Below are 17,255 nucleotides of genomic sequence, written 5' to 3'. Positions count from 1 at the left end.
TGGCACTTCGTGCCGAAGGCCCTGTTCTTCATGCTATGGTGTCGCGAAACGAAACGCGCAATCATGATTATTACTTCGCTGCTCGACACCGACCTGTATAAATTCAGCATGATGCAAGTGGTGCTGCATCATTTCCCCGCTGCCCAGGTCGAGTACCGGTACAAATGCCGTACAAAGGGCGTGGATTTGCGCCCCTATATGGACGAAATCCGCCAGGAAGTGCATCAGCTTTGCCAATTGCGCTTCACGGACGACGAACTTAAATATCTGGGCAACTTGCGCTTTATCAAAAGCGACTTCGTTGATTTCCTTCGTCTGTTCCACATGCCCGAGCGCTGCATCCACATCAGCGAAGGCGAGGGACCCGGTGAAATCAGCATCGAGGTCAAGGGCCCGTGGCTGCACACGATCCTGTTCGAGATCCCTGTGCTGGCCATCGTCAACGAGGTCTATTTCCGCAACACGCGCAAGCATCCGGACTGGGAAGAAGGCCGCAAGCGCCTGCAGTCCAAGATGCACCTCGTGCTGGATGATCCCGCGCTGGCCGACTTCCGCGTGGCTGAATACGGCACGCGGCGCCGCTTCTCCAAGGCCTGGCACGAAGAGATCGTCACCACCCTGAAAGCCGAGATGGGGCCGCATTTCGCGGGTTCCAGCAACGTGCTGCTCGCCAAAGAGCACGACGTGCTGCCGTTGGGCACCATGGGCCACGAATACCTGCAGGCCTGCCAGGCGCTCGGTCCGCGCCTGCGTGATTCGCAGGTGTTCGCGCTGGAAGTGTGGGCCAAGGAATACCGCGGCGACCTCGGCATCGCGTTGTCCGACGTCTACGGCATGGATGCGTTCCTGCGCGACTTCGACATGTATTTCTGCAAGCTCTTTGACGGCGCGCGCCATGATTCCGGCGATCCCTTCATCTGGGGCGAGCGCCTGCTCGAACACTATCGCAAGAACCGCGTGGATCCGCGCGCCAAGACGCTGGTGTTCTCGGATTCGCTGACCTTCCCGCGCGCCATCGAGCTGGCGCGCCAGTTCTCGGGGCGCTGCAAAGTGTCCTTCGGCATTGGCACCAACCTCACCAACGACCTCGGCCACGAACCGCTGCAGATCGTCATGAAGATGGTCCGCTGCAACGGCCAGCCGGTGGCCAAGGTGTCGGATGCGCCCGAGAAGACGATGTGCGACGATCCCGCCTACCTGGCCTATCTGCGCCAGGTTTTCCAATTGCCGCCCGCCTGACGACGCCCGCGCGCCGCACGCGGGCAGCTTTGCCCAGTTCCACCCAAACCACTCGACTCTAGGGGAATTCTCATGAGCAGCATCAAGCGCTTTCACGTGACCAAGCGCCTGTCGGACATGGCCGTGTACAACGGCGTGGCCTACCTGGCAGGCCAGGTGCCGGACGATGCCACGCTGGACATCACCGGCCAGACCGAGCAAGTGCTCGCCACGATCGACCGCCTGCTGGCCGAAGCCGGCACCGACAAGACCAAGATCCTGATGGCCCAGATCTACGTGGCCAACATGAAGGAATTCGACGGCATGAACAAGGCCTGGGACGCATGGGTCGCCGACGGCAACTCGCCCCCCCGCGCCACCGTTGAAGCCCGCCTTGCCAACCCCGACTACAAGGTCGAGATCGTGGTGACGGCCGCGCTTTGATGAACGGTCAGGGCCGGCTGCGGCTGGCCTTGTGAAAAAGCCCTCTGGCGTGAGCCGAGGGCTTTTTTTGGCTCTGGTGTCAGACACCGGCAGTGCAGAACGCCGCCTCACGCGCCCATCAGCATCATCCCGGCCAGCAGGCCGCCCAGTTCCTCGCAGCGCGCCAGATCCGCAGTCGGCACCGTCTTGGCCGCCAGGATCTGCGCCGCCGTCTGCGCGCCCATGTTTACGATGACGGCCGGCGCCACCGCCGTCAGCCGCCAGCCGGTGCAGATGCGTTCGACCTGCCGGGCCGCGCCCGAGCCGTCGCTGCCCGCGCTGATCAGGGCGGCATAGGGCAGTCCCTGGATGCGGTCCAGCACCGCGTAGTAATTGCGGTCGAAGAACTCCTTCATCTCGCCGCTCAGGCTGGCAAGATTTTCGGGGGCGCAGAAGACAAACCCCTGGCTGGTCAGCAGGGTGTCGGCATCGGCGTCCTGCGCGCGCCGCAGCTCGATGCGCAGATCGTCATGCTGCTCCAGGGCAGCGGCCGCCGACGCCGCGCCGCGCGCCGCGGCCTGCGCCATCTGCTCGGCCGCGCCGGTGCGCGAATGCCAGACGATCAGCAACTGCTTCATGCAAATCGCTCCAGCGGATCCTGCCGGTAATAGGCCCGCAGCATGGCATACCACTCGGGCAGCGCTTGCTGCATGGGAAAGGGATCCACGAAAAAGTGTTCCGAACTGACCGCGAAGAACTCGCCTTCGTCCGTGGCGGCGTAGGGATCCATCGGCAACTGGCCGTACCAGGCGTCCGCTTCCTCGCTTTCGGGGTCCACGTCGTGCGGAATCGCCGCTTCCACGGCGTCGACCGCCGCGATGAAGCGGTCCAGGCTGTCGTCCAGCACCTGTCGCCACGCGCGCGGCTTGATGTCGGGATGCGCCGACAACGACGGCATGCCGTCCGCAAAGCCCGAGCGCAGGTCCAGCTTGTGGGCGAACTCGTGGATCACCACGTTGAAGCCGCCCGCGGACAGCTGCGTGTCTTCCCACGACAGGACCAGCGGCCCGCCTTCCCAGGCTTCGCCCGCCGCGTCCTCGATGTACTCGTGGACCACCCCGTCCTCATCCTCGCGCGTCCGGGGGATGCGAAAGCTCGCGGGATACACGATGATCTCGTCCCAGCCCTCGTACAGTTCGGGCGTGAGATTGAGGATGGGCAGGCAGGCCTGCGCGGCGATGGACAGCCGCATGAAGTCCGAGACCTCCAGCCCCTGCGCGCCATTGATCGTCTTGCTGGCAAGCAGCCAGGCGGCGCGCGCCTGCAATTGGGCGGCTTCGCTTTCGGTCAGCGCCGCCAGGAATGGGTAGGTGTCCAGCACCTGCCGCCAGAGTTCGGGCGGGATGCGGGCCTGCATCTCGGCGACCTCGGACGGGCGGGCGCCGCGGCCCTTCAGCCAGCGCAACATAAGCTTTGGTTCCTTCCATATGCCGGGATGCGGCAGTGTGTTCAGGGTGACTGAACCCTAGTGTAGAGTGTCGAAATATTCAACCCGATACCTGCGCTACGCCCCGTCATGTCCGCCCCGCCCGTTCCCGATGCGCCTTCGCCATTTGACGCTTCCTGGCGGCAGGAGGCCGGAGCGGGCCTGGATGCCGAGGGCCTGGCATTGCTGGACCGGGTCGCCTGCTGGGCCGAGCCTCGCTTCCAGGGCCAGAACGCCCTGACGGGTGAGCCGCTGGCCGGCCATGCCGCCGGCGTCGTCCGTATCCTGGCGGCCTTGCACACCGATGCCGCCACGCGCGCCGCCGCCCTCCTGGCCGCGCTGCCCACCGATCTGATGGCGCCCGCGCCCTCGTTGCGCAACGATCCCATCGCCGTCGCCTTCGGCGCGGAAATCGCGCGGCTGGTGCAGGGCGCCTACGCGTTGCTGCGCCTGGGCGTGGTGGCCCGGCAGGCGAGCGATGCGTCGGCCGAAAGCGGTTCGCAGAAGGAAATGCAGCGCAAGATGCTGCTGGCCATGGCCGCCGACCTGCGCATCGTGCTGATGCGCCTGGCGTCCCGGCTGCGCACGCTGCGCTGGCACGCCGAGAGCAAGGCGCCGTGCTCGCCCAGCTTCGCCCGCGAAACGCTGGACCTGTACGCGCCGCTCGCCAACCGGCTGGGTATCTGGCAGATCAAGTGGGAAATGGAAGACCTGTCCTTCCGCTTCCTCGAACCCGACAAGTACAAGCACATCGCCCGCCTGCTCGAAGAAAAGCGGGTCGAGCGCGAGGCCTTCATCGCGGGCGCCATCACGCGCCTGCAGCAGGCGCTGGCCAAGACCGGCATCGACGCCGAGGTCAGCGGCCGGCCCAAGCACATCTACAGCATCTGGAACAAGATGCGCGTCAAGCGTCTGGATTTTTCCCAGATGTACGACCTGCGGGCGCTGCGCGTCATCGTCGACGACGTGCGGGCCTGCTACACGGCGCTGGGCATGGTGCACGAGATGTGGACGCCGCTGTCCGACGAGTTCGACGACTACATCTCGCGGCCCAAGCCCAACGGCTACCGGTCGCTGCATACGGTGGTGGCCGACGACGACGGCCGTCCCTTCGAAGTGCAGATCCGCACGCGCGAGATGCACCAGTTCGCCGAATACGGGATGGCCGCGCATTGGCGCTACAAGGAAGCGGGCGCCAAGGGCGGGCAGGTCGCCGCCTCCAGTGAATACGACCGGCAGCTTGCGTGGATGCGCCAGCTGCTGGCCTGGAACACGGATGTCGAGGGTGGCGAAAACACGCCGCCCGAGCCCGCCAAGCCCGCCACGGGCCGGGCCGCTGCGGGCAAGAGCCGCGGCGCGGTGACGGCGCCGGCGCATACCGACGAACGCATCTACGTGCTGACGCCCCAGGCGCGCGTGATCGAACTGCCCGCCGGCGCCACGCCGGTGGACTTCGCCTATCACCTGCACACCGACCTGGGCCACCGCTGCCGCGGCGCGCGCGTCGATGGGCAGATGGTGCCGCTGCAGACGCACCTGTCCACCGGCCAGACCGTGGAGATCATCTCCGCCAAGTCCGGCGGCCCGTCGCGCGACTGGCTCAATCCCCAGCTTGGTTTTCTGGCCAGCCCGCGCGCCCGCGCCAAGGTACGGATGTGGTTCAACGCGATTGAACTGCAGCAGCGCATCACGCAGGGGCAGGCGCTTGTCGAAAAGGAATTGCAGCGCCTGGGCAAGACGGCCATCAATCTGGAGCAGCTGGCCCAGAACCTGGGTTTTGCGCGGGCCGACGACCTTTACGTCGCCGCCGCCAAGGAAGAATTCAGCCTGCGCCAGATCGACGCGGTGTTCCAGCAGCCGGCGCCCGCGGTCGAACCCACGCCGGCGGCCTTGCGGAACGCCAGCGCCGGCAGCGCCGAGAAAAGCGGCAAGAGCGGCGTGCTGGTGGTGGGGGTGGGGTCGCTGCTGACGCAGTTGGCCCGATGCTGCCGCCCGGCGCCGCCGGATGCAATCTCCGGCTTCGTGACGCGGGGGCGCGGCGTGTCCATCCATCGCCGCGACTGCCACAGCTATCTGGCGCTGGCCGCGCGCGAGCCCGAGCGCGTCATCGAAGTGGCGTGGGGCGAAACGGCCGACACCTTCTATCCGGTGGACATCAGCGTGCGCGCGCATGACCGCTCGGGCCTGTTGCGTGACCTGTCCGAAGTGTTTGCGCGCCTGCGTCTGAACGTCGTGGGCGTGAACACGCAGAGCAAGCAGTCGCTTGCCCATATGGTGTTCACGGTGGAGGTGCGCGGCGGTGAATCGCTGTCCCGCGCGCTGGATGCGCTGGCCGAAGTGCCAGGCGTGTCGTCGGCGATGCGCCGCTAGACGCAGTTTCCGGCAGCGAGAACCGCTGCCGGATCATTTCCCGCCATGCCCGCCGCTGGCGTGAAGGCCAGGCGGCAGCACGCGGCGGTTCAGGCCTCAGTGTTCCAGTTCTTCATGCGCGCGGTCGCGCATGTAGAACGCGGCGACCAGACCCAGCGCCACGCCAAACATCACGTAGTAGGCAGGCGCCATGGGCGAGCCGGTGGTCTTGATCAGCCAGGTCACGATGAACTGTGCGAAGCCGCCGAAGATCATCACGGCCACGTTATAGGCCAGCGACAGGCCCACCGAACGCACACGCGCCGGGAACAGCTCGGCCATCACCGTGCTGAACACGCCGAAGAACGCCGACACGAAAATGCAGACCACGACCTGCACGGTCAGCAGGCGGCCGATCGACGGGGCGTCCGACAGCCAGAAGTACAGCGGGTACAGCACGATCAGGTAGCCGATCAGCGAGCCGATCACGAGCGGACGGCGGCCGATGCGGTCGGACCAGGCGCCCATGAACGGGGTCAGCACCACCATCAGGGCCGCGCCGGCCATCTGCACCAGGAAGGTCTGGTTCAGCGGCAGCATCAGCACCTTGGTCGAATAGGTGACCAGATACGTAAACGTGATGTAGATCGACACCGTGGCCGTCACCACCAGGCCCACGCCGATCAGCGTCTCGCGGGTGTGGGTGCGCAGCATCTGGCCCAGCGACAGGCGCTTGACTTCGCCACGCTCGGCGGCCTGGCGGTCGGCTTCCTTCATCTGCTTGAAGGCGTCGGTTTCGTCGACGTTGCGGCGGATATAGATGGCGATCGGCACAATCACCAGGCCGAAGGCGAAGGGCAGGCGCCATGCCCAGTCGGCAATCTGCTGCTCGGTGAAGAACTCGGTGATGAGCGTGCCGCAAGCCGCGCCGATCAACAGGGCCAGCATCTGGCCCGCCATCTGCCACGAGCCATAGAAGCCGCGCTTGCCGTTGGGGGCCATTTCGATCAGCAGCGCCGTCGACGTGCCGAATTCGCCGCCGGCCGAGAAGCCTTGCAGGAGGCGCGCGATCAGGATGAAGATCGGGGCCAGGATGCCGGCCGCGTGGTAGGTCGGGGCCACCGTGATCAGCGCGATGGACACGGCCATCAGCGAGGTCACCAGCACCATGGCGGCCTTGCGGCCCTTGCGGTCGCCGTACAGGCCCAGGATGATGCCGCCCACCGGGCGCATGAAGAAGCCCACGCCGAAGATGGCAGTGGTCATCAGGATGGCGTTCAGTTCGCTGCCGGGGACGCTGGGGTCGGTGGGAAAGAACAATTTGGCGATGATCGGCGTCATGAACGCGAACACCAGGAAGTCATACCATTCGAGCGCGTTGCCTATTACCGCTGCCACGATGTTGCGTGTGGGGACTGCTTTGTGCTGCACGGGATCTCCTTGGGGGCTTTAATTTCCGGGCGACATTCTAGGCGGTGCCGCCCCGGCCGTCTTGCGCGTCGTCCGAAAAGCGGCCGATCGGAAGCTTGCGCCTCGTAAACCGGCCATCCGGACGGTGCTCGTCCGGGACGCGGCCGCCGCCTGGCTTTACACTGCGTCTTTTCCCCACGAGAGTAGTGACATGAACGCGCGCACCTGGCTGGAAACGCTGGTTGGCTTTGACACCACCAGCCGCAATTCCAATCTTGCCCTGATCGAAACCGTCCGTGACTGGCTCAAGGGCCAGGGCGTCGAGGCATGGCTGGCGCACAACCCCGAGCGCACCAAGGCCAACCTCTTTGCCACGCTGCCGGCGCAAGACGGCAACCAGCAGGGCGGCATCGTCCTGTCGGGCCACACCGACGTGGTGCCCGTGGATGGTCAGGACTGGAGCACGGACCCGTTCAAGCTCGTCGAAAAAGACGGCCTGCTCTATGGCCGCGGCGCCTGCGACATGAAGGGCTTCATCGCCGGATCGCTGGCCCTGGTGCCGGAATTCATGGCCATGCCGCGCAAGAAGCCGATCCACCTGGCGTTCTCCTACGACGAGGAAGTCGGCTGCGCCGGCGCGCCGTACATGCTGGCAGACCTGCACGAGCGCGGCATCCGTCCCGAGGGCTGCGTGGTGGGTGAGCCCACCGGCATGCAGGTGGTCGTGGCCCACAAGGGGATCAACCTCTTTCGCTGCAAGGTGCACGGCAAGGCGGCCCACTCGTCGCTCACACCGCGCGGCTGCAACGCCATCGAATACGCCGCCCGCCTGATCTGCCGCATCCGCGACCTGGCTGACAGCTTCAAGGCGAACGGCCCCTACGACCAGTTCTACGACGTGCCGTTCTCCACGATGACCACCAACCAGATCCGGGGCGGCATCGCGGTCAACACCATCCCCGAGCTGTGCGAATTCACCTACGAATTCCGCAACCTGCCGGGCATGCGTCCGGACGACATCCAGGCGGAAGTCGAAAAATACGTGCGCGAAGAGCTGCTGCCGAAGATGAAGGCTGAATTCGACGGCGCCACCATCGAGATCGAGACCGGCGCCGCCGCGCCCGCGCTGGAAGCCTCGGAAGAAGCCGCCATCACCCAGCTGGTGCGCGCCCTGACCGAAGACCGCGCCACGCGCAAGGTTGCCTACGGCACGGAAGCCGGCCTGTTCCAGGGCATCGGCATCCCCACGGTGGTCTGCGGCCCCGGCCATATCGAACAGGCCCACAAGCCCAACGAATACGTGGCCCTGGACCAGATGGCCGCGTGCGAAACCTTCCTGCGCCGCATGGGCCAGTCCCTCTGACGCGCGGGGCGCCCGGGAGCGGGCGGCACGCCGGTGCCGTCCGCGTCAGGTAAAATGCCGGGTTGCAAACCGGATTTGCGGCTGGCATTGGCCTGCCGCGATCCCGGGGGAGATGCTGTGGTGAAACCTTACGACTTTCCGGATGCCAAGGGCCATTTCGGGCCTTATGGCGGTGTTTTCGTGGCGGAAACGCTGATGCACGCGCTTGACGACCTGCGCGCGTCCTATGACCGTTACCGGGTCGATCCCGCCTTCCTCGAAGAGTTCAACTACGAGCTCAAGCATTTCGTGGGCCGGCCCAGCCCGGTCTACCATGCCCGGCGCTGGTCCGAACTCGTGGGCGGCGCCCAGATCTGGTTCAAGCGCGAAGACCTGAACCACACCGGCGCGCACAAGGTCAACAACTGCATCGGCCAGGCTCTGCTGGCCAAGCGCATGGGCAAGCCGCGCGTCATCGCCGAAACCGGCGCCGGCCAGCACGGCGTGGCCACCGCCACGGTCGCGGCCCGCTACGGCATGGAATGCGTGGTGTACATGGGCAGCGAAGACGTGCGCCGCCAGGCCTCCAACGTCTACCGCATGAAGCTTCTGGGCGCCACGGTGGTGCCCGTGAACTCCGGTTCGCGCACCCTGAAGGACGCGCTGAACGAAGCCATGCGCGACTGGGTCACCAACATCGAAAACACGTTCTACATCATCGGCACGGTGGCGGGTCCCGACCCCTATCCCCGCATGGTGCGCGACTTCCAGACCGTCATCGGCAACGAATGTCTGACGCAGATGCCCGAGGCCATCGGCCGCCAGCCCGACTACGTCGTGGCGGCGGTGGGCGGCGGCTCCAATGCCATGGGCATCTTCCATCCCTACATCCCCTACGAAAACGTGCGCCTGATCGGCGTCGAAGCGGCGGGCGAGGGCATGGACAGCGGCAAGCACGCCGCATCGCTGGCCGCGGGCCAGGTGGGCGTGCTGCACGGCAACCGCACCTACGTCATGCAGAACGCCGACGGCCAAGTTCAAGAAACGCATTCGGTCTCGGCCGGCCTGGACTACCCCGGCGTCGGTCCGGAACACGCCTGGCTCAAGGATTCGGCCCGTGCCGAGTACGTCGGCATCACCGACGACGAAGCCCTGAAGGCCTTCCACGACTGCTGCCGCATCGAAGGCATCATGCCCGCGCTGGAGTCGTCGCACGCCATCGCCCAAGCCGTCAAGATGGCCGCCACGCTACCGCGCGACGCCGTCATCCTGGTCAATCTGTCTGGCCGCGGCGACAAGGACATGCACACCGTCGCCGAACGCGCCGGCATCGAGCTCTGAACATGACAACCCGCACCGATCGCATTGCCGCGGCTTTCGCGCGCACCGCAGAATCCGGCCGCGCAGCGGCCCTGATTCCCTACATCGCCGCCGGCGATCCTTCCCCCGCCGCCACGGTGCCGCTGATGCACGCGCTGGTTGACGCCGGCGCCGACGTCATCGAACTGGGCGTGCCGTTCTCGGATCCCATGGCCGACGGCCCGGTCATCCAGCGCGCCGCAGACCGCGCCATCGGACAAGGCGTGGGCCTGGCCCGCGTACTGGAGCTGGTGGCCGACTTCCGCCAGCGCGACACCGAGACGCCCGTGGTCCTGATGGGCTACGCCAATCCCATCGAACGCATGGGCCAGGCCGAATTCGCCAGCCGTGCCGCGCAGGCCGGCGTGGACGGCGTGCTGGTCGTGGACTACCCGCCCGAAGAAGTCATCGAGTTCGCCGCCACCCTGGGCGAACACGGCATTGCGCCCATCTTCCTCTTGGCGCCCACCTCCACTGAAGACCGCATCAAGGCCGTCGCGGCCGTGGCACGCGGCTATGTGTACTACGTGTCGCTCAAGGGCGTGACGGGCGCTGGCTCGCTGAACACCGACGACGTCGCCGATCGCGTGGCCGTGATTCGCCGCCACGTGCGCGACATCCCGGTTGGCGTGGGCTTCGGCATCCGCGACGCCGAAAGCGCCCAGCGCGTGGCGCGCGCCGCCGATGCGGTCGTCATCGGCAGCAAACTGATTGAAACCATGGAGCAGGCGGTCGCCAACGCACCGGCTGCCCAGCAAACCGACGCCGCAGTCGCCGCCGCCAGCGGCTGGCTGCGCACCATCCGGCAGGCGCTGGATCAAGTAAAACGAGAGAACGCGTCGGCCTGAGCGGCCGGGTCGCGATCTCAAACGGGATGAATACTCAATGAGCTGGATCGATAAACTCCTGCCGCCTCGCATCAACAAAACCAGCGACAGCGGCGCCCGCCGCGTGCCCGAAGGCCTTTGGGTGAAATGCCCGTCGTGCGAATCGGTGCTGTATAGCGAAGACCTGGCAGCCAACCTCCACGTCTGCCCCAAGTGCGACCACCACATGCGGATCGGGGCTCGCGCCCGCATCGATTCGCTGCTGGACATGGAAGGCCGAGTTGAAATCGGCCAGAACACGCGTTCGGTCGACACCCTGAAGTTCAAGGACACGCGCAAGTACCCCGAGCGTCTGCAAGAGGCCGTCAAGGCAACGGGCGAAAGCGACGCGCTGGTCGTCATGAGCGGCTCGATCCGCGGCGTGCCCGCCACGCTGGCCTGCTTCGAATTCGAATTCATGGGGGGCTCGATGGGCTCGGTGGTGGGCGAGCGCTTTGCGCGCGGCGCTCAAGCGGCCCTCGACAACAAGACCCCGTTCATCTGCGTGGCCGCCTCGGGCGGCGCGCGCATGCAGGAAAGCCTGCTGTCGCTCATGCAGATGGCCAAGACCAACGCCATGCTGACCCGCCTGTCGGCCGCCGGCCTGCCGTTCATCAGCGTCCTCACCGATCCCACCATGGGCGGCGTGTCGGCCAGCTTTGCCTTCATGGGCGACGTGGTCATCGCCGAACCCAAGGCCCTGATCGGCTTTGCCGGTCCGCGCGTGATCGAACAGACCGTGCGTGAAAAGCTGCCCGAAGGCTTCCAGCGCGCCGAGTTCCTGCTGCAGAAGGGCGCCATCGACATGGTTGTCGACCGCCGCCAATTGCGCGAGGAAATCGCCCGCCTGCTGGCGCTGCTGACCAACCAGCCGGCGGACGTGGTCACCGCCTGATCGGGCCGACATTGCCGGGCTGCCGCTTGCGGCTGCATCGGCATCAATAGACATGCCGCCGGTCGCTTCTCGCGCCTGGCGGCATTTTGTTTTTCCGCAGCAGGGTGAACCCCTGGGCACGAGACTTGCTCCAGCCGCCTAGCGCAATTTCACCTGCGTGAATCCCGCGATTTTCGGAACAGTCTTTTTCACGGCGCTTTGTTGCCATATTGCGACATGCGCGCAGCGTGTTGGTCCGGATTTTGCTAATGTTCCCCGTTAGTCCAGAAATAGATGGAGTTGATCCCATGCAGTCGACGAAGAAGAAAATGCTGACGCGCCTTGCCGGCCTTGCCCTGGCAGGGGTTGCCACCTTTGCTAGCGCCCAGTCGTCCGAGGGCACCCAAGGTGGCGTCAGCCTGCACTATGGCATTGGCGACCACTACAAGCGCCTGACCCTGAACTACGAGACTGCCTCGCTCTGGACCTATCAATTCGGCGGCAACTGGGGTCGTCTGGACCTGACGCCCGAATTCGGCGCGTCGTATTGGCAAGCCGATGGCTCGCGTTCGCCGGGCCACGTCTGGCAGTTCAGCGCCATCCCGATGTTCCGCTGGTGGACCGGCGAACGCTTCTACATCGAAGCGGGTATCGGCGCCACGCTGTTCTCCAGCACGCGCTTTGCCGACGAGAACATCAGCACGGCCTTCCAGTTCGGCGACCACGTCGGCGTGGGCTTCCTGGTCACGCCGAACAACCGTATCGGCGTGCGCTATTCGCACTTCTCGAACGCCAGCATCAAGCGCCCGAACCCGGGCCTGGACGTGGTGCAGCTCACCTACACGTACCAGTTCTGATCGCATGGCGCCGACTCAGCGCGTGCTCGCGTGAGCGCGCGCCCCGCTCGCATCTTGAAAACCACCCATCTGGGTGGTTTTTTTTGTCCTGCCGGTGTGCGTGTCCCGCGCGTGCGTCGTCGCAGAAACGACAAAAAAATTATGTTTTGACTGCGTGTCCACGTACTTGTTGGTGTTGAGTGCAATGGCCAGAATGCCCTGGCAGCACCCAAAACCACAACGAGCCGTCGCTCGGGCTTCCGATCCGCCGCTGCGCGCGCGGGCACGGCCAGATCCGGCAGGCGGCACATGGAGACTCAGATGAAGCACCCCTGTACGCAGGCGCGCCGCTTGGCGCGCATGGCCGGCGCCGCTGGCCTGGCCCTAGCCCTGGCCACCGCCTCGTCCGCCGTCCTGGCCGACGACTTCCCGAACAAGCCCTTGCGTATGGTCGTCGGCTTCGCGCCGGGCGGCGGCGCGGATATCGTGGCCCGGCTGGTCGGCGCCAAGATGGCCGAGAGCCTGGGCCAGCAGGTCGTGGTGGAAAACCGCGCGGGCGCCACGGGCACGATTGCGGCCGACAACGTCGCGCGTTCCCCCGCGGATGGCTATTCATTGTTCCTGGGATCGCAATCCACCATGGTGGTGGCGCCGTCGCTGTTCCCCACGCTGCCGTTCAAGCCCGAGACCGATTTCGAGCCGGTATCGCAGGTCGTGACCATGCCGCTGATCCTTGTGGTCAATCCGGCGCTGATCGACGTCAAGAGCGTCGGTGAACTCACCGAGCACATCCGGAAGGCCGGCAACGGTGCGCTGAGCTACGCGTCGTCCGGGCAGGGCGGTCCGCAGCACATCGCGGGCGAGCTGTACGCGCACCGGGTCGGCACGAAGGTCACGCACGTGCCGTACAAGGGCGAGTCCGCAGCCATCGCCGACGTGTTGGGCGGTCATGTGCCTTACATGTTCGCGAACCTGCCGGTGGCGCTGCCGCACATCGCCTCGGGCAAGGTCCGTCCGCTGGCCATCACCAGCCTCAAACGCGATCCGAAGGCGCCGGAGATTCCGACGCTGGCCGAATCCGGCTTCAAGGACTTCGAGGTGTCGACCTGGTACGGCGTCTTTGCGCCGGCCAAGACGCCCAAGCCCGTGGTCGACAAGCTCTCCGCATCGATCCGCACCGCGCTCGAGCAGCGCGACATGCAGGCCAAGCTGAGCGAGCAGGGCTTCACCGTGGTCGGCAGCGACTCGGCCGACTTCAGCCGCTTCGTCGGCGCCGAACTGCCGCGCTGGTCGGTGCTAATCCGCGATATCGGCATCAAGCCGGAATAGCCTGGACGCTTCGCCTGGGCGCTCCTCAGCCGGGTTGCCCCTCAGCCGGGTACCCCTTAGCCGGGCGCCCCTAGCCGGGCGCCCCTAGCCGGGCGCCCCTTCATCCATCCGAGACAACGACATGATCGACTTCACCGAAAAACGCGCCGCCGGCCCCGTCATCCGGCTGCATTCCGCCGATAACGTCGTGGTGGCGCGCGTGCCTATCGGCATCGGCACCGCCGTGCCTGCCGAGGGCCTGGTCAGCCGCAGCCAGGTGCCCGCCGGGCACAAGATCGCGGCGCGCGACCTGCGCGCGGGCGAACCCATCCTGAAATACAACGTGTGCATCGGCTTTGCCGCGACGGACATTCCCGCCGGCACCTACGTGCATTCGCACAACATGGACTTCCAGGAGTTCGACCGCGACTACGCACATGCTCGTGACTATGTGCCGACGCCCGTGCTGCCTGAATCGGCGCAGGCGCAATTTCAAGGCATCGTGCGGGCGAACGGTCAGGTGGGCACGCGCAACTACATCGGCATCCTTGCCACGGTGAATTGTTCGGCCACGGTGGTGCACCGCATTGCGTCCGCCTTCACGGACGAGGTGATGGCCGCCTATCCCAACGTGGATGGCGTCGTCGCGCTAAGCCACGGCATGGGCTGCGGCATGGAAATGTCCGGCGAGCCCATGGACCTCCTGCGGCGCACGATGGGCGGGTACGCCTGTCATGCGAACTTCGCGGGCGTGCTGATCGTTGGCCTGGGCTGTGAACGCAATCAGCTCGATGCGCTGCTCAAGGACCAGGGCCTGGAAGCGGGCGCGCGGCTGCAGACGTTCATCATGCAGGAGACCGGCGGCACCCGCAAAACGATCGAAGCCGGCGTCGCCGCAGTGAAGACAATGTTGCCCGCCGCCAACGACGTGCGCCGCGAGCCGGTGTCCGCGCGTCACCTGAAGATCGGCCTGCAGTGCGGCGGGTCGGATGGCTTCTCGTCGATCACCGCCAATCCTGCGCTGGGCGCGGCCATGGACATCCTGGTGCGTCACGGGGGCACGGCGATCCTGTCCGAGACGCCGGAAATCTACGGCGTCGAACATACGCTGACTTCACGGGCGCGCAGCCGGGAAGTGGGCGAGAAGCTGGTCCAGCGCATCCGCTGGTGGAAGGAAGAGTATTCCCCGGGCCGCGACGTGCAGATCAACGGCAAGGTCAGTCCCGGCAACCAGATGGGCGGGCTGGCCAATATCTTCGAGAAGTCGCTGGGCTCGTCGATGAAGGGCGGCACCACAGCGCTGATGGAGGTCTATCGCTACGCGGAGCCGGTCCGGCAGCCCGGCATGGTGTTCATGGACACGCCGGGGTTTGATCCCGTGTCGGCAACGGGGCAGATCGCCGGCGGCGCCAACATGATCTGCTTCACGACAGGCCGCGGTTCGATGTTCGGCGCCAAGCCGGTGCCGTCGATCAAACTTGCCACCAACACGCCGATGTACGAGCGGCTGACCGAAGACATGGACGTCAATTGCGGCGACATTCTGGACGGCACCGCCACGCTGCAGGAGGTGGCGCAGCGCATCTTCGAAGAGATCCTGCGCGTGGCCTCGGGCGCGCGCAGCAAGAGCGAGTTGCTGGGGTTGGGCGATCACGAGTTCGTGCCCTGGAACATCGGCGTCGTGAGCTGACCGCTTCCGGAAAGCAGACAGCGGACGGCCAGTCGGTGACCGTCCGCGCCCGGGCCCAGACGCTCAGGCGTCGGACAACGAGTCGGCGCCGGGCATGTCGAAGCCGTTGGCCTGCAATGCGGTCTTCAGTGCGTCCGTCTGCGCGGCATTCAGCTCGACCAGGGGCGGACGCACCGTGGCCCACGCCGCATCGCCCGACTTCCAGGCAATGGCGGCCTTCATCGCGGGAATCATCGGGAATTGCTGGAACACGTTGCGCGTGGCGTTCAGCCCGGCCTGGCGCTCGTCGGCATCCGCCTCCTGCCAGCGCTGCTGCAGCGCCACGATGGGACCCGGATTGACGTTGCCCGTGGCCGTGATGCAGCCCACGCCGCCTGCGCGCAGGGTCTGCAGCAGGAATGCCTCGCTGCCCGCATACACCTGGAATCCGCGCGGCGTGAAACGCTCGATCATCGCCGCCGTGTTGGCCCAGTCGCCGCCACTGTCCTTTACGCCCGCCACGATGCCGGGATAGCGGGTCAGCAGGCGGTCGATCAGGTCCAGGCTGAGCGGCACCTGGCTGACGGGCGGGATGTGATACAGGTACAGGCGCAGCTTGTCGTCACCCACGCCTTCGATCAGCTCGGCAAAGTAGCGGAACAGGCCTTCGTCGCTGACGCCCTTGTAGTAGAAGGGCGGCAGCACCAGCACGCCCATGCTCCCGCTGCGCACGGCATGCTGCGTCAACGCAATGGCGTCGGGCAGCGCGCACGCGCCCGTGCCGGGCATCAGCGCAGACGGCTCCACGCCCGCTTCCAGCAGGGCATCGAGCAGCGTGTGCTTTTCCGAGAGCGACAGCGAATTCGCTTCGGAGTTGGTGCCGAAAATGGCCAGTCCGACGGACTGCTCTCGCAGCCAGCGGCAGTGCTTCACGTAGCGCCCCAAGGCCGGGCGGTAGCGTTCATCGAACGGCGTCAGGACCGGCGAAAAGACGCCGGGAATGCGGGCAGGGGTCGTCATGTCTCTACTCGTTATTGGATGGGTGAAAAGGACGCGCCGCGGCCGCGCGGCTGCGATTTCCGATTCTGGCACCGATCCGCCCACCGAACATCTGCTGTTTAATGGGTTCAATCCATAAAATTGTTGTGGTTTGCCGCAGAGCGCGCCACACGTCCAAAAGAAGGGGAGACCGTGGATACGCGATATGTGCAGAGCTTTGTGTCGGTCATTGAAAGCGGCTCGCTGGCCGAGGCGGCGCGGCGGCTGGATCTGACGCCCGCCGCCATCGCCGCGCGCGTGCGCACGCTGGAAGAAGAACTGGGCGCCACGCTGGTCAAGCGCGTCGGCCGCAGCGTCAAGGCGACCGAAGCCGGCCTGAAGGTGCTGGAGCGCGCCCGCAGCGTGCTGCGCGAGGTGCGCGATCTGCGCGCCAGCGCCACGGACGATGCGCCGCTGGGCGAGCTGCGCCTGGGCGTCTCGGCCTCGGCACTGACTGGCATCATGCCCATCGTGCTGGCCCGCCTGTATCGGCGGATGCCCAAGCTGGCGGTCTTCATGGAACCCGGCACTTCCAACCATCTGTACCACCGCGTCATCAACGGCGACCTGGACGCGGCGTTCATCGTCAAGCCGCAGTTCAACCTGTCCAAGGGCTATGCGTGGAAGCTGGTGACCGAGGAGCCGCTGGTGGTGCTCGCGCCGCCCGATACGCCGGGCAACGATGCGCATGAACTGATGCGCACCCAGCCCTTCATCCGCTACGACCGCAACGTCTGGGGCGGGCGTCTGGCCGACCAGTACCTGCGCCAGCACGGCATCGCGCCCCGCGAGCGGCTGGAGGTCGATGGGCTGATGGGCATTGCCTGCATGGTCTCCGAAGGCTTGGGCGTGTCGCTGGTGCCCGACTGGGCGCCGGACTCGCTCGACAGCCGCCGCGTCAAGCGGGTGCTTCTGCCCGGGCGTGCGCCGCTGCGCCGGATGGGCATCCTGTGGGCGCGCCACATGCCGCATTCGGCGCTGGCGGAAGCCTTTGTGGAAGAGGCGGGCCGGGCGCTGGATCCGCAATCGCGCCGCTCCGTGGGCGACTGACGTATCGGTTGCGGCACGCCGCCCGCA

At 66.1% G+C, this 17,255-nt stretch carries 15 protein-coding genes; 11 read left to right on the top strand and 4 right to left on the bottom strand.

Going from position 1 to position 17,255, the window contains the following annotated elements:
* Window positions 1-63: 63 nt before the first annotated feature.
* Together pncB and B3098_RS07415 are read left to right on the top strand one after the other, a co-directional pair.
* Window positions 64-1,239: a nicotinate phosphoribosyltransferase gene (gene pncB, locus B3098_RS07420; protein WP_175122977.1), complete on the top strand. Its 1,176-nt coding sequence runs from the start codon at window positions 64-66 to the stop codon at window positions 1,237-1,239.
* A 72-nt stretch (window positions 1,240-1,311) separates the two neighbouring features.
* Window positions 1,312-1,662 carry a RidA family protein gene (locus B3098_RS07415; RefSeq protein ID WP_056321843.1) on the top strand — a complete coding sequence of 117 codons (351 nt, stop codon included), beginning with the start codon at window positions 1,312-1,314 and terminating at the stop codon, window positions 1,660-1,662.
* Window positions 1,663-1,769: 107 nt separating this feature from the next.
* Here B3098_RS07415 and B3098_RS07410 read toward each other — a convergent pair whose 3' ends face one another.
* Together B3098_RS07410 and B3098_RS07405 are read right to left on the bottom strand one after the other, a co-directional pair.
* Window positions 1,770-2,279 (bottom strand): NAD(P)H-dependent oxidoreductase, encoded by a 510-nt coding sequence (locus B3098_RS07410; RefSeq protein ID WP_286894275.1) that lies wholly within the window; start codon window positions 2,277-2,279, stop codon window positions 1,770-1,772.
* The gene (locus B3098_RS07405) at window positions 2,276-3,109 is read right to left on the bottom strand and encodes a zinc-dependent peptidase (protein WP_286894274.1); all 834 of its coding nucleotides are present in this window, start codon (window positions 3,107-3,109) and stop codon (window positions 2,276-2,278) included. Before B3098_RS07405 ends, B3098_RS07410 begins: the two co-directional genes overlap by 4 nt.
* A gap of 108 nt (window positions 3,110-3,217) precedes the next feature.
* Here B3098_RS07405 and B3098_RS07400 point away from each other — a divergent pair, with 108 nt between their 5' ends.
* The gene (locus B3098_RS07400; protein ID WP_286894273.1) at window positions 3,218-5,497 is read left to right on the top strand and encodes a RelA/SpoT family protein; all 2,280 of its coding nucleotides are present in this window, start codon (window positions 3,218-3,220) and stop codon (window positions 5,495-5,497) included.
* A gap of 96 nt (window positions 5,498-5,593) precedes the next feature.
* Here the strand turns inward: B3098_RS07400 and B3098_RS07395 are convergent, their stop codons facing one another.
* Window positions 5,594-6,907, bottom strand: a complete 1,314-nt coding sequence (locus B3098_RS07395) for an MFS transporter (RefSeq protein ID WP_175122973.1) — start codon at window positions 6,905-6,907, stop codon at window positions 5,594-5,596.
* A gap of 190 nt (window positions 6,908-7,097) precedes the next feature.
* Between B3098_RS07395 and argE the strand changes: the two genes are divergently transcribed.
* From argE to B3098_RS07360, 7 genes are all read left to right on the top strand, one after another.
* Window positions 7,098-8,249, top strand: coding sequence for an acetylornithine deacetylase (argE, locus tag B3098_RS07390; protein ID WP_279971780.1), 1,152 nt, complete (start codon window positions 7,098-7,100; stop codon window positions 8,247-8,249).
* A 120-nt stretch (window positions 8,250-8,369) separates the two neighbouring features.
* Window positions 8,370-9,569 carry a tryptophan synthase subunit beta gene (trpB, locus tag B3098_RS07385; RefSeq protein ID WP_175122971.1) on the top strand — a complete coding sequence of 400 codons (1,200 nt, stop codon included), beginning with the start codon at window positions 8,370-8,372 and terminating at the stop codon, window positions 9,567-9,569.
* Between the two features lie 2 nt (window positions 9,570-9,571).
* Complete coding sequence (trpA, locus tag B3098_RS07380; protein ID WP_286894271.1) at window positions 9,572-10,435, top strand: tryptophan synthase subunit alpha; 864 nt, start codon at window positions 9,572-9,574, stop codon at window positions 10,433-10,435.
* A 37-nt stretch (window positions 10,436-10,472) separates the two neighbouring features.
* Window positions 10,473-11,348, top strand: coding sequence for an acetyl-CoA carboxylase, carboxyltransferase subunit beta (gene accD, locus B3098_RS07375; protein WP_175122969.1), 876 nt, complete (start codon window positions 10,473-10,475; stop codon window positions 11,346-11,348).
* Between the two features lie 287 nt (window positions 11,349-11,635).
* The gene (locus tag B3098_RS07370) at window positions 11,636-12,184 is read left to right on the top strand and encodes an acyloxyacyl hydrolase (protein WP_063956455.1); all 549 of its coding nucleotides are present in this window, start codon (window positions 11,636-11,638) and stop codon (window positions 12,182-12,184) included.
* 300 nt (window positions 12,185-12,484) lie between these two features.
* Window positions 12,485-13,492: a Bug family tripartite tricarboxylate transporter substrate binding protein gene (locus B3098_RS07365; protein WP_175122968.1), complete on the top strand. Its 1,008-nt coding sequence runs from the start codon at window positions 12,485-12,487 to the stop codon at window positions 13,490-13,492.
* 121 nt (window positions 13,493-13,613) lie between these two features.
* Entirely contained in the window at window positions 13,614-15,161 is a 1,548-nt protein-coding gene (locus B3098_RS07360; RefSeq protein ID WP_286894260.1) for a UxaA family hydrolase, read from the top strand.
* Window positions 15,162-15,224: 63 nt separating this feature from the next.
* Here the strand turns inward: B3098_RS07360 and B3098_RS07355 are convergent, their stop codons facing one another.
* Window positions 15,225-16,160 (bottom strand): dihydrodipicolinate synthase family protein, encoded by a 936-nt coding sequence (locus B3098_RS07355; protein WP_175122966.1) that lies wholly within the window; start codon window positions 16,158-16,160, stop codon window positions 15,225-15,227.
* A gap of 171 nt (window positions 16,161-16,331) precedes the next feature.
* On the opposite strand from B3098_RS07355, the gene B3098_RS07350 reads away from it, so the two are divergent.
* Window positions 16,332-17,228, top strand: coding sequence for a LysR family transcriptional regulator (locus tag B3098_RS07350; RefSeq protein ID WP_175184242.1), 897 nt, complete (start codon window positions 16,332-16,334; stop codon window positions 17,226-17,228).
* The last annotated feature ends 27 nt before the right edge of the window (window positions 17,229-17,255 follow it).

This window comes from Achromobacter sp. UBA2119, assembly GCF_002331005.1.
Classification (GTDB): Bacteria; Pseudomonadota; Gammaproteobacteria; order Burkholderiales; family Burkholderiaceae_B; genus Achromobacter; species Achromobacter animicus.
Note: the sequence above shows the minus strand (reverse complement) of the source record. Positions and strands in the feature narration are given on the sequence as shown.